This is a genomic window from Pseudomonas sp. B13(2017), assembly GCF_002113245.1.
GTDB classification, from domain to species: Bacteria; Pseudomonadota; Gammaproteobacteria; order Pseudomonadales; family Pseudomonadaceae; genus Aquipseudomonas; species Aquipseudomonas putida_Z.
Genome location: NZ_NEJX01000002.1, coordinates 225,500 through 238,500 on the forward strand (window position 1 = coordinate 225,500; position 13,001 = coordinate 238,500).

The window sequence follows — 13,001 nt, forward strand, 5'->3', positions numbered from 1 at the left end:
TTGCCGGCGATCAAGGGCGAAGCCCTTGCCATACAGCAGCGGTGCCTGGGCCGGCCTCATCGCCGGCAAGCCAGCTCCCACAAGTACCGCACCAGGCCGCAAAATTCATTTGCCTGCCCTGGTGGATCAGATCATTTCCTCGGCACCCTTGCCGCCGAGCACGATCTCGCCGGCCTCGGCCATGCGGCGGGCGATGGTGAGGATTTCCTTCTGCGCCGTTTCCACGTCGCTGACCCGCACCGGCCCCTTGGCCTCCAGGTCGTCGCGCAACAGCTCCGAGGCACGCTTGGACATGTTCTTGAAGATCTTGTCCTTGACTCGCTCGTCGGCGCCCTTGAGCGACACCACCAGCACGTCGGACGAGACTTCGCGCAGCAGCGCCTGGATGCCACGGTCGTCGACGTCGGCCAGGTTGTTGAAGACGAACATCAGGTCTTCGATCTGCTCCGACAGGTCGCTGTCGATCTCGCGGATAGCGTCCATCAGTGCACCTTCCACCGAGCTGTCGAGGAAGTTCATGATGTCGGCGGCGCGCTTGATGCCGCCCAAGGTGGTACGCGCCGCGTTGGAGTTGCCCGAGAACTGCTTCTCGAGGATCTGGTTCAGCTCCTTCAGCGCCGCCGGCTGCACGGTGTTCAGCGACGACACGCGCAGGACGATGTCCAGGCGCACCTTGTGGTCGAAGTTGCTCAGTACTTCGCCGGCCTGGTCGGGGTCGAGGTAGGCGACCACGATGGCCTGGATCTGCGGGTGCTCGTAGCGGATCACGTCGGCAACGGCGCGCGGCTCCATCCACTTCAGGCTGTCCAGGCCGCTGGTGTTGCCACCGAGCAGGATGCGGTCGACCAGGCCGTTGGCCTTGTCCTCGCCCAGGGCCTGGTTGAGCATCTTGCGGATATAGGCATCGGAGCCCACGCCCAGGCTGGTCTGGTCGCCGACGATTTCGACGAACTCGCTCATCACCTGCTCGACCTGTTCACGGTGCACATTGCCCATCTGCGCCATGGCCACACCCACCCGCTGCACTTCCTTGGGCCCCATGTGCCGCAGCACCTGGGCAGCATCGGTCTCGCCCAGCGAAAGCAGGAGGATCGCCGCCTTGTCGACGCGGCTCAGCTTGGCGGTAACGGCTCGGTTATCACTCATCGGCGTTGATCCACTCTTTCACGACCTGGGCAACGCGGCCCGGGTCTTCGGCCACCAGGCCTTTGATTGCGTTGAGCTGTGCCTCGTAACCCTCGTTCGGGCTAGGCAGCAGAATGCTTGTCGGGCCACCCAGACTGACGCGGTCGTTGGCCAGTTCGCCATCCAGACCCATCATGCCGCCCAGCTCCATGTCGCTATCCGGGGCAGCCTGCTTGCCGCCCCCTGTAATGTTGTTCAGCACCGGGCGCAGCACACCGAACACCAGCACCAGGATGAACACCACGCCCAGCACTTGCTTGACGATGTCCCAGAACCACGGCTGCTGGTAGAAGGCGATGTCGGTGATCTCTTCGCCGCGGTCGGCGGCGAACGGCACGTTGATCACCGTCACGCTGTCGCCACGGCTGGCATCGAAGCCGACCGCGTCCTGCACCAGGCGAGTGAAGCGTGCCAGGTCCTCGGCGCCCCATGGCGCACGGGTGGCGTCGCCGGTGGCCGGGTCGATCTTGACCTGGTCGTCCACCACCACCGCCACCGACAGGCGGGTCATGCGCCCCTGCTGCTGGCGGGTGTGGCTGATGGAACGGTCCAGCTCGAAGTTCTTGGTGCTTTGCTGGCGCTTGTCCGACGGGTACGGCGCGAGCATCGGCTGGCCGGTGGCCGGGTCCATGATCTGCTGGCCGTTGGCATCCACCAGCGGCTGGCCAGGCTGGATGGCCGCGGCCGGGGTAGCGGCACCACCGGTGGTCTGCGGTGCCGAGGCCGGGCCTGGCGGCTGGTTGCTCAGCGCACCGGGTACACCTTGCGGGCCCTGGCTGCTGGCACGTTGTTCGTCGACCGACTGCTCGCTGCGCAGCGCCGGCTGGTCTGGGTTGAACTGCTCGGAGGTGGACTCGACCGCACTGAAGTCCAGGTCGGCGGACACTTCGGCCTTGTAGCGGTCATTGCCCAGCACCGGCTGCAGGATGTTGTGCACCCGCTGGGTGAGCATGCTTTCCACCCGGCGGCTGTAGTCGAACTGTTTGCCTGCCTGGGTCAGGGCGGTGTCCTGGATCTGCTCGGACAGCAGGTTGCCCTTCTGGTCGACCACGGTGACCTGGGACTTGTCCAGTTCCGGCACGCTGGTGGCGACCAGGTTGACGATGGCCATCACCTGCCCGGCTTCCAGGGCACGGCCCGGGTACAGTTCGACCAGTACCGAGGCGCTGGGCTTGCGTTCGTCACGCACGAACACCGAGCTTTTCGGGATGGCCAGGTGCACGCGCGCGCCCTTGACGTTGTTCAGGCTGGACACGGTACGCGCCAGCTCGCCTTCCAGGCTGCGACGGTAACGGGTGGCTTCCATGAACTGGCTGGTGCCCAGGCCCTGCTCCTTGTCGAGCAGCTCGAAACCGACGTTGCCATCGCTTGGTGCCACGCCGGCGGCCGCCAGTTTCAGGCGCGCACGGGAGAGGTCGTCGGCCTTGACCAGCAGAGCACCGGAATTGGGCTCGACGTTGTAGGGGATGTCGGCGGCGGCCAGGGTATCCATGACCTGCTTGGTGTCCATGCCCGCCAGGCTGCCGTACAGCGGACGGTAATCGGGTTGTTGCGACCACAGCACCACGGCAAAGCCGATCGCCACGCTGGCGGCCAGGCCGACCAGAAGGCCGATCTGACGCAGCATGGGCATCTGCGCGATGTTTTCCAGAAACGCCATGCCGAACAGCGGCGGCTTGGCCGCGGGCGGGCCGCTTTTGGCAGGGGGGTTGTCGACGACTGCTTCAGCCATGGTTTACGTCCGTCCTCAAACCGGCATCTGCATGATGTCCTGGTACGCCTGGACCAGCTTGTTGCGTACCTGGGTCAGGGCCTGCATCGACACGCTGGCCTTTTGCGAAGCGATCATCACGTCGGTCAGGTCGACGCCACTCTTGCCGATCTCGAAGGCGTTGGCCAACTGGGTCGAAGCCTGCTGCGTCTCATGCACCTTGCCGATGGCCTGGCCGAGCATGTCGGCAAAGGTACTTTGCCCGGGTGCCAACTCGGGGGCAGCGGCCACCTTGGGCAGCGACATGGCGTCGGCCTGCATGGCCCGCATGTCCAACATCAGACGATTGAATTCAACACCTTGGCTCATGACCCTTCTCTCTCCTGCGGCCGCATTTTTTTGACAGTGATGCGGCGGATAGCCAACCTAAAGCAACAAAGGTGCCAGCCTATGTATGCCAGACAATCTGGGGCCGCTTCGCGCCCCATCGCCGGCAAGCCAGCTCCCACAGGTACAGCGCGGGGCTCTGTGGGAGCTGGCTTGCCGGCGATGGGCTGCGCAGCAGCCCCTTTCGATCTTCAGCCGAACAGGCTGGCCTCGACGTCAAACCCGGCATCGCGCATCTGCGCCAGCTTGTAGCGCAGGGTACGCGGGCTTATCCCCAGGCGTTCGGCCGCCTCTTTGCGGCGGCCGCGCTCGGCGCGCAGGGTGTCGATGATCATCTGGTACTCATGGCGACGCATGTCATCGCCCAGCCCGCCAGGCTCGGCCAGCACCTCAGGTGATGGCTCGAGGCCAGCTGACAATGGAATGGCGCCTGCCAGACAAAAATCCGCCGCCTCGATCACCCCGCCCTGCTGCAGGATCAGCGCCCGCTGCAGGGCGTTGTCCAGTTCGCGTACGTTGCCCGGCCAGGCATACGCCTGCAGGCAGGCTCGGGCCTGGGGCGACAGCTGCACCGGGGCGTGCTTCATCTTCGCCACGTGGCGTGCCAACAGGCGCTCGGCCAGTTGCAGGATGTCACCCGGGCGTTCGCGCAGCGGGCGCCAGGCCAGGGGGAACACCGACAGGCGGTAGTACAAATCTTCGCGGAAACGCCCGGCCGCCACTTCGCCAGCCAGGTCACGGTTGGTGGTGGCCAGCACGCGGATATCCAGGCTGATCGGCTTGCGCCCACCCACCCGCTCCACCTCGCGCTCCTGCAGCACGCGCAGCAGCTTGGCCTGCAAGGCCATTGGCATTTCCGAGATTTCGTCGAGCAGCAAGGTGCCACCTTCGGCTTGCTCGAACTTGCCGGCCTGGGCAGCGATGGCGCCGGTGAAGGCACCCTTCTCGTGGCCGAACAGGGTGGCCTCGAGCATGTTGTCAGGGATGGCAGCACAATTGATCGCCACGAAGGGCTGCGCCGCCCGCGGCGACTGCTGGTGAATGAAGCGCGCCAGCACTTCCTTGCCGGTACCGGATTCGCCGGAAATCAGCACGGTCGAGTCACTGCGCGCCACCCGCGTGGCCAGCTCCAGCAACTGTCGACTGGCCGGCTCGCAGGCCACCGGGCCTTCCTCTTCAGCCACGCGCCCGGCGGCATGCCGCTCGACCAGACTGAGCAAGGCCTTGGGTTCGAATGGCTTGACGAGATAGTCGGCAGCCCCTTGGCGCATTGCCTCGACGGCACGCTCCACCGCGGCATGCGCGGTCATCAGCAACACGGGCAGTTGCGGTTGCTGGCGGCGCAGCTGGGCCAGCAGTTGGTGCCCATCCATGCCAGGCATGTTCACATCGCTGACTACCAGGCTGAAGGCCTCCTCCAGCACCGCTTCCAGCGCTTCTTCGGCACTGCCCACCGCCTGGTAGGCGAAGCCGCCGATTTCCAGGGTATCGCCCAGCGCCTGGCGCAATACGCGGTCGTCCTCGACCAGCAGCACCTTGATCGCCATTACATGCCCTCCGCCAGTTGCCCGTCGATCAACGGCAGCTCCACCTGCACACAGGTACCACGGCCAACCTTCGAGCGCAGGCGCAGCGTACCCTGGTGCGCGCGCACCACGGCCTTGACCACAGCCAGGCCCAGGCCGGTGCCGGTAGCCTTGGTGGTCAGGAACGGCTCGCCCAGGCGGCCGAGCAGGTCGCCATCGATGCCACTGCCGGCGTCGCTTACACACAGGTGCAGACTGCGCTCGCGGCGCAACAGGTGCACCTTCAGTCGCGCCGGGCCGTCGCTGGCTTGCAGCGCATTTTCGATCAGGTTGAGCAATGCACCAACCAGGGTGTCGCGGTTGCACAGCAGCTCACCCAGGTGGCTGTCGCACTGCCAGCGCACGGCGTGCCCTTGCACATGCGCCTGGGCGGCCTGCTGCAGGGCCTGGAACAAGGCTTTTGGCGTGACTCGATCATTCAGCGGCAGCTCGCCACGGGCGAATACCAGCATGTCGCGCACCTGGTGTTCCAGCTCGTGCAGGCGCTCTTTCAGGGTGCCGGCAAAGCGCTGGCGGGTTTCCGCGCCCAGCTCTTGCTCGGGATCAGCCAGGTGACTGGCGTAGAGCATCGCCGCCGACAGTGGCGTGCGGATCTGGTGCGCCAGCGAGGCGACCATGCGCCCCAGCGAAGACAGGCGCTCGTGGCGAGCCAGCTGGTCTTGCAGGCGACGGGTTTCGGTCAGGTCGTTGAGCAACACCAACTGGCCAGGCTCGGCATCCAGCGAGCGAGTGGCAATGGACAGACGGCGGCCGTCGCGCAGCGAGACTTCGTGACCGTCATCCTTGCGCGGGGCAAAGCTGCGGGCGATCACCTGGCGCCACAGCTGGCCGACCAGCGGCTCGCCGAGCAGTTCGCAGGCGGCCGGGTTGGCTTCGCGTACCAGGCCCTGGCCATCGATCACGATCACCCCGCCGGGCAGCAGGTCCAGCAGGTTCTGCAGGCGGTTGGCCAGGCGTTCCTTTTCGCTCAGTTCATCGATGCGCTGGGCGCTGACCACCGCCAGCTCACCCTTGAGTTCGCTGACCCGGGCTTCTAGCAGGCTGTAGGACTGGCTCAGTTGGCTGGACACCTGATTGAACAGGGCGAAGGCCTGCTCGACACCCTGACGGCTTTCCTGCTCGATCGGGGTTTGCCCCTGCGGATCGGGGGCTAGGGATACGTGGGCGGCCTGGGGCATCTTGCTCTCTCGCGTGGCTGACCGTCATAAAAACGGTGTGTTGCCAGCGGTGTAGCAATAGCCGTGCCGGAGATAGGGATTTGGGTTGGCTGTGCCGGCCTCTTCGCGGGCTTGCCCGCTCCCACAGGGACCGCGCAGGCTTCAAGCCTTGCGCAGTACTGGAGACTTTGGCTCCCTGTGCCGGCCTCTTCGCGGGCTTGCCCGCTCCCACAGGGACCGTGCAGGCTTCAAGCCTTGCGTAGTACTGGAGATTTTGGCTCCCTGTGCCGGCCTCTTCGCGGGCTTGCCCGCTCCCACAGGGATATCACTGAATTCAAGCTGTGCATCGATCCTGTGGGAGCGGGCGCGCCCGCGAAGAGGCCGGTACAGGCAACCGCCAGGCGTCAATCCTCCGCCTGTTCCTCGCCACCTTGGCGGCTCATGCCGTACTTGCGCATCTTCTCGACCAGGGTGGTACGACGTATACGCAAACGTTCAGCCGCGCGCGCAACGATACCGTTGGCATCGTCCAGCGCCTGCTGGATCAGGCCCTGCTCCAGGCTACCCAGGTAGTCCTTCAGGTCCAGGCCTTCAGGTGGCAGCATGGCGTGGTTGCTGAAGTTCGGCGTATGGCCGTTGATCGCCACGCGCTCTTCCAGGTCGCTGCGCAGGCTGTCGACCATCTGCTCGTCTTCGTCATCGACGTAACGGAATTTCTTCGGCAGCTCGGACACGCCAATCACCCCGTACGGGTGCATGATCGCCATGCGCTCGACCAGGTTGGCCAGCTCGCGAACGTTGCCCGGCCAGCCGTGGCGACACAGCGACATGATCGACGCGGAGTTGAAGCGGATGGACCCGCGCTTCTCGTGCTCCATGCGCGAGATCAGCTCATTCATCAGCAGCGGGATGTCTTCCACCCGCTCACGCAGCGGCGCCATCTCGATGGGGAACACGTTCAGGCGGTAGTACAGGTCTTCGCGGAACGTGCCCTCCTCGATCATGGTCTCGAGGTTCTTGTGGGTCGCGGCAATGATGCGCACATCGATGCTCTGGGTCTTGTTGCTACCCACGCGCTCGAAGGTACGTTCCTGCAGCACGCGCAACAGCTTGACCTGCATCGGCAACGGCATGTCGCCGATTTCGTCGAGGAACAGGGTACCGCCGTTGGCCAGCTCGAAACGCCCGGCACGGCTGGTGATCGCCCCGGTGAAGGCGCCCTTCTCGTGGCCGAACAGTTCGCTTTCCAGCAGCTCGGCCGGGATCGCGCCGCAGTTGACCGGCACGAACGGCGCTTCGCGGCGCTTGGAATGGTAGTGCAGGTTGCGCGCGACCACTTCCTTGCCGGTGCCGGACTCACCCAGGATCAGCACACTGGCATCGGTATCGGCCACCTGCTGCATCATCTGCCGCACGTGCTGGATGGCACGGCTGGTACCGACCAGGCTGCGGAACAGGTTGGGTTCGCGCTGGCGACCACGCTCGCGCGCCTGGTCGTACATCTCGCGATAGACCTGGGCACGGTGCAGCGAATCCAGCAGCTGGCTGTAGCTTGGCGGCATTTCCAGGTTGGAAAGCACCCGGCGGCGAAGGTCTTCCGGGAACTCCGCAGAAGAAATTTCACCTAAAAGCAGAACCGGAAGGAACTCATCCCACCCAGCCACTGTCTTAACGAGCCCAAGCACACTGCCCGGGGCGTTTACAGTGCCGATAAGCACGCACAGCACTTCGCGACTCGAAGACAATGGCTCGACCACCTGCTGCCAGTCCTGGCTGGAGCAAGCGAGGTTTTCTTCGCCGAGGAAGTTAAGCACCACCGCCAGGTCGCGGCGGCGTGCGCTGTCGTCGTCGATCAGCAGAATCTTGGTTTCACGCCACATGCAATAGCAACTTCCCTAGTCATATCGGCGCCCGAGGGCGTGCTCGACATCATTCCGACTGAATGGTCAGTGTTCGGACGTCTGAAATTCGAAAACAGCCACTAGTAAAGTCAAAAAAAACCAGCCAGTCAAATTAATGGCGCATGGCTTTTGGCAACATCTGTGGTCAGGTGAATAGATGGTATACCTTTGCCGCGTTCTTCGCCTGACGGATTTTCGTCATTTCATCCACCAAGGATTGACGTTCGCCACTTGCAACATCGATTAGTTGACGGTATACGGCCAACAACTGCTCAAGGCTGGCACTGACATCGGCCTCGTTGCCTTTAGCCTCGCTCACCATGTCACCGATGCGCAAGCGGCATTCCAGGTCCAGCTCACCCACCGCTTCCCAGTTGCGCTCGGCCAGCGCCGCCAGCAACATTTCCCGAGTCTGCTCGATCCGGGCGATTACTTCGTTCATGTCATCCTCCTTTATCAGGAAGCCGACGACTGATCGCCGATTGCGTCCCAACCTTCCTTCACAGTGATCAGCAGGCGCGCGACCTCGTCGATGATGGCCGGGTCACCCTTGACGTTGGCCTCGATCAGGCGGCGGCTCATGTACATGTACAAGCTGTCCAGCTCAGCCAGGCTGTCGGCATGGTTTTCCAGGTCCAGGCCTTCGCGCAGGCCGCCGATGATGTCGATGGCCTTGCCGATGAGGATGCCCCTTTGCGCGATGTCGTTGCGGGCAATGGCGCCCTTGGCCTGCGCCATGCGATCAAGGCCGCCCTGCATGAGCATCTGCACCAGGCGGTGCGGGCTGGCTTCGGACGTCTGCGCTGCGCCGTTGACTTTCTGGTACTGCCGAAGGGCCAACATCGGGTTCATGGATCTGCCTCGTTGCTGCGGTAAAAAGTTGCTTGTACCTGCTGTATCGCCTGTACGTCAAAAAACTTTAGGGGAAAAGCAAAAAGCCCGGGGCGTCTCGCGGACGCCGCCGGGCTTTTGGCATGTTCAGCCGATCAGGATTTCTTGGCCTGGGCGTTGATCGCTTCGAAGATCGAGGTGATCTGGTCGGCCTGGGCTTTCATCTTGCCCAGGGCGGTGTCCAGGGCCACGTACTTCTTGGTCAGCGATTCGGTCAGGGACTCGGTGCGGCGATCAAGCGCGGCCTGCTGGTTGGCCAGTTCCGAGACCGCCTTGTCGAGGTTCGACTTGCGCGTTGCAAGGCTGCCATCGGTCTTGTTGTAAGGATCGATGGCCTTGTTCATGCGCTCGAAGATGCCGTCGGTACCGGTGAACAGCTCCTGCACTTCCGGGCCGAGCTTCTTGTCGTTCATCGCCGCGGTGAACTTGCTGCTGTTGAATTCGAGCGTGCCATCTTTCTGGGTGTTGATACCCAACTGGCTCAGCGTGGTCAGCTGGTCGCCGGCCCCCACCTCACTCAGCACCTTGCGCACATCACCCAACAGAGAGCGGGTGGTCGGGTCGTTGGTGAGCGGGCCGAGCACCAGCTTGTCATCGTCATCACGGCTGGTCGACGTCAGCGACGTGATCGCCTTCTGCAGCGTATTGTAGGCATCGACGAAGCTCTGGACCGACTTCTTCAGGCCATCGTTGTCCGCCGCAACGGTGACCGCGGTCGGCGTACCAGTGCCGACGCCGCTGGCCTTCGGGCTCACCCCGGTCAACTCCAGGGTCATGCCGCTGATGGCGCTATCGAGCGTGTTGGAGGCACTCTTGACCTTCAAGCCGTCGATGGTCAGTTCGGCGTCCTGGGCCTTGGCAGTGATGAAGCCCGCACCGGTCCCGGACATCTGCGTGGTGCCATCGATTGCCAGCTCGGCGATACCGCTCAGGGAGATGTCAGTCCCCGCACCTGTGGTGGTCGAGCTGAGCACCAGGCGCGAGCCGCCTTCCTCGTTGACGATGTTGGCGGAAATGCCGTTGGCGCTCATTTCCTTGTTGATCTGGTCGCGCACACTTTGCAGCGTCGCACCACTGGCCACGTCCAGGTTGTAGGTCTTGCCGTTCTGGCTGATGGTCAGCTGGCCAGCACTGATCGGGCTGGTGGCACCACCGCTGAACTGCTGGCTGGCCACTTTCGAGCTGGTGGCCAGCTTGTCCACCACGATGTCGTAGCTACCCGCTACCGCCGAGTTGCTCGACTTGACCTTGACCACCGACTCGTTGGCCGAGGTCGCTGCATAGGCGTTGAACGACGGCGCATCCTTGTTGTTGAGCGCCTTCATGGCGTCCTGGAATGCCGTGAGGGCACTGCGCAGCGAGCCAATACCCGAAATCATCGCAGTGTTGTTGCTGGTTTGCCGAGTGATCTGCGCCTGCTTGGCGGATGTATCGGCCTTGACCAACGCGGTCACGATCTCGGTAATGTTGAGACCAGAACCCAGGCCTGTACTGGAAGTAATCGGGCTTGCCATGCTGTAGTCCCTCTCATCAACGCGTCAACCCGCTCCTGCGGGACAGACATGCTTCACTTCATTGGTGTTCGCCGCCAACTATACCTTGGCGTCGAACAGAACACTTTTGACATCGCTCAGGCTGTGAGCGATCCGCAGGGCCTCTTCCGAGGGCAACTGGCGAATCAGTTCACCACTGTCGGTAGCGATGACTTTGACCACGATCTTGCCGGATTCTTCATCCGTGGAAAATTCCAGATTGCGCTGCGACGCCTTCAGGAACTTTTCGATCTCCGAAACGGCATGTTTGACCTTGTCGGCATCCTGCACCGCCTTGGCGTCTTTCTTGTCGTCTTCGGGTTTTACGTTTTCCGTCGACCGGGCAACCGGTTTTTCGGCAACCTGCTCGGCCGGACGTGCGGCCGGATAAGACAGGTTCAGCTTGACGCTCATGTCCATGCCCACCACCTCGCAATGAAAAGGCGGGGAAGTGCCTTACCAGCACTTCCCCGCCAGCAACCAGGCAGATTAGCCCAGCAGCTTCAGTACTGCCGACGGCAGCTGGTTGGCCTGGGCCAGAACCGAGGTGGAAGCTTGCTGCAGGGTCTGCTGCTTGGTCAGCTGGGCAGTTTCAGCAGCGAAGTCGGTGTCCTGTACACGGCCACGAGCAGCTTCGGCGTTTTCGTTGATGTTTTGCAGGTTGTTGATGGTGCTGGTCAGACGGTTCTGCGCGGCACCCAGGTCAGCACGGTTGCTGTTGATGGTTTGCAGAGCGGCGTCGATGGCCGAAACAGCAGCGCTGAAGTTGGCTTCGGCGGTGGTGGTGTCGGAACCCTGAATGTTGATCGAGGAAGTGACGCCCAGGTCCGAAGCGGTGAACTTGGCGCTCAGGTCGATGGTGATCTGGTTGGCCGAACCGGTGTTGGAACCAACCTGGAAGGTCATGACCGAAGCCGAACCGTCCAGCAGGTTCTTGCCGTTCAGCTGGGTGCTGTTGGCGATACGGGTCAGTTCCGAAGCCATCGACTGGAATTCTTTGTCCAGAGCGACACGGTCGTTGGTGCTGTTCGAGTCGTTTCGGGACTGAACGGCCAGTTCACGCATACGCTGCAGGATGTTGGTCTGCTCTTGCATCGCGCCTTCAGCGGTCTGGGCGATGGAGATACCGTCGTTGGCGTTTTTGATAGCCATGGTCTGACCACGGATCTGCGAGGTCATGCGGGTAGCGATCTGCAGGCCGGCGGCGTCGTCTTTGGCGCTGTTGATTTTCAGGCCGGAGGACAGACGGGTCATCGAGGTGCTCAGCGCATCGGAAGCACGGTTCAGGTTTTTCTGAACGCCCAGAGAGGTGGTGTTGGTGTTAACAGTCAAAGCCATGACGAATTCCTCGTTGGATTGGGTACTACGGCTTCCGGCCTTGGCAATTCGCCGGGTGTGGCACAGAGAACCTTCGTAATGTTTATCGTCGTCAGGGCAGTTTGCTTTAGGGCGATTTCTCACTTTTTTTGCTGGCATCCGGCCATCCCAATGAAATCAAGGGTTTGACGCCAGAAAACCATCATCAGAAACGAAAGAAGCGCGGCCCGAGGCGGGCAGCGCTTCTTTGATAACGCAAGGGTGACGCTCGATCAGCCGTTGCGCTCGATGATCGCCGAACCCCAGGACAGGCCGACGCCGAAGCCACTGAGCGCAACGCGCTTGTGCTGCGAGTTCATCACGTGCTTTTCCAGCAGCAACGGGATGCTCGACGACACGGTATTGCCGGTCTCGACCATGTCCTTGACGAACTTCTGCTTGTGCGCGCCCTCGTCGAAGCGCGCAGACACGGCATCAACGATCGCCGCGCTGCCCTGATGCAGGCAGTACAGGTCGATGTCCTCGGCGCGCAACTGGCTGGCCTCGAGCAACTGCTGCAGGTGCGCAGGCACTTTGACCAGGGCGAAGTTGTAGACCTGACGGCCGTTCATGAAGAACTTGCCGTCGGTGGTGCGCAAGTGCTCGGCACCTGCACCATCGCTGCCGAACAGCGATTTGCCGAGCTGCCAGGCAGCATCCTCGCCCATCCAGGTCGCGGTCGCGGCATCCCCGAACAACATGGTCGTGTTGCGATCCTCGGGGTCGACGATCTTCGAATAGGGGTCGGCGGTAATCAGCAGGCCATTCTTCAGGCCCGCTGCTTCCATGAAGCCCTTCATCGCATACAACCCATAGACGTAGCCGGAGCAGCCCAGGGAAACATCGAACGCCGCGACATGCGTCGAAAGCCCCAGCTTGTGCTGGACGATCGCGGCCGTATGCGGCAGGCCTTCGGCATCACCATTCTGAGTGACCACGATCACCGCATCGATGGCCGCCGGGTCAAGCGATGGATTGGCAGCGAACAGCGTCCTGGCCGCCTCGACGCACAGGTCAGAGGTTTCCTGGGCCGCATCCTTGCGCGGCAAGAAGGTCGAACCGATCTTGCCGAAGATGAAATCCTGATCCTTGCCGAATTTCGCACCCTGAGCGTAGTTATCCACGCCTTCTACAGGTACGTAACTGGCGATGCTTTTGATGCCAATCATTGTGGCTTCCCGATGGAAATGGCAAAAATTCGCAGGTAACGCGGCCATGGCTGCCAGAACTTGCACCCCACGGCGACGGGACTACCCACAGACTCAATAGATTAAAGATGCACGTTTCGACTGCCA

Annotated in this window: 12 protein-coding genes; all 12 read right to left on the reverse strand. The window is 62.6% G+C overall.

Annotated elements, in window-relative coordinates:
- Positions 1–126 precede the first annotated feature (126 nt).
- The 12 genes from fliG to CAG44_RS04300 all read right to left on the reverse strand — a co-directional run bounded on the left by fliG (position 127) and on the right by CAG44_RS04300 (position 12,875).
- Positions 127–1,146: a flagellar motor switch protein FliG gene (gene fliG / locus CAG44_RS04245; RefSeq protein ID WP_003257289.1), complete on the reverse strand. Its 1,020-nt coding sequence runs from the start codon at positions 1,144–1,146 to the stop codon at positions 127–129.
- Positions 1,139–2,917 (reverse strand): flagellar basal-body MS-ring/collar protein FliF, encoded by a 1,779-nt coding sequence (gene fliF / locus CAG44_RS04250; protein WP_025340086.1) that lies wholly within the window; start codon positions 2,915–2,917, stop codon positions 1,139–1,141. The genes fliG and fliF overlap by 8 nt, the downstream gene beginning before the upstream one ends.
- A gap of 15 nt (positions 2,918–2,932) precedes the next feature.
- A complete protein-coding gene (gene fliE / locus CAG44_RS04255; RefSeq protein ID WP_013973606.1) occupies positions 2,933–3,265 on the reverse strand; it encodes a flagellar hook-basal body complex protein FliE in 333 nt (110 codons plus the stop codon).
- A 209-nt stretch (positions 3,266–3,474) separates the two neighbouring features.
- Positions 3,475–4,830 (reverse strand): sigma-54 dependent transcriptional regulator, encoded by a 1,356-nt coding sequence (locus CAG44_RS04260; protein WP_085589021.1) that lies wholly within the window; start codon positions 4,828–4,830, stop codon positions 3,475–3,477.
- On the reverse strand, positions 4,830–6,047 hold the full coding sequence (locus tag CAG44_RS04265) for a PAS domain-containing sensor histidine kinase (protein ID WP_085691643.1): 1,218 nt from the start codon (positions 6,045–6,047) through the stop codon (positions 4,830–4,832). The genes CAG44_RS04260 and CAG44_RS04265 overlap by 1 nt, the downstream gene beginning before the upstream one ends.
- Before the next feature lie 383 nt (positions 6,048–6,430).
- Positions 6,431–7,906: a transcriptional regulator FleQ gene (gene fleQ, locus CAG44_RS04270; RefSeq protein WP_046614590.1), complete on the reverse strand. Its 1,476-nt coding sequence runs from the start codon at positions 7,904–7,906 to the stop codon at positions 6,431–6,433.
- 166 nt (positions 7,907–8,072) lie between these two features.
- Entirely contained in the window at positions 8,073–8,369 is a 297-nt protein-coding gene (locus CAG44_RS04275) for a flagellar protein FliT (protein ID WP_075045931.1), read from the reverse strand.
- A gap of 14 nt (positions 8,370–8,383) precedes the next feature.
- Positions 8,384–8,779, reverse strand: a complete 396-nt coding sequence (gene fliS, locus CAG44_RS04280) for a flagellar export chaperone FliS (protein WP_003257284.1) — start codon at positions 8,777–8,779, stop codon at positions 8,384–8,386.
- A gap of 134 nt (positions 8,780–8,913) precedes the next feature.
- Entirely contained in the window at positions 8,914–10,332 is a 1,419-nt protein-coding gene (fliD, locus tag CAG44_RS04285) for a flagellar filament capping protein FliD (protein ID WP_085691644.1), read from the reverse strand.
- Between the two features lie 78 nt (positions 10,333–10,410).
- Positions 10,411–10,770, reverse strand: coding sequence for a flagellar protein FlaG (locus tag CAG44_RS04290; protein ID WP_015271224.1), 360 nt, complete (start codon positions 10,768–10,770; stop codon positions 10,411–10,413).
- Positions 10,771–10,839: 69 nt separating this feature from the next.
- The gene (locus tag CAG44_RS04295) at positions 10,840–11,688 is read right to left on the reverse strand and encodes a flagellin domain-containing protein (RefSeq protein WP_015271225.1); all 849 of its coding nucleotides are present in this window, start codon (positions 11,686–11,688) and stop codon (positions 10,840–10,842) included.
- 251 nt (positions 11,689–11,939) lie between these two features.
- Positions 11,940–12,875, reverse strand: a complete 936-nt coding sequence (locus CAG44_RS04300; protein ID WP_085589029.1) for a ketoacyl-ACP synthase III — start codon at positions 12,873–12,875, stop codon at positions 11,940–11,942.
- Positions 12,876–13,001: the final 126 nt, after the last annotated feature.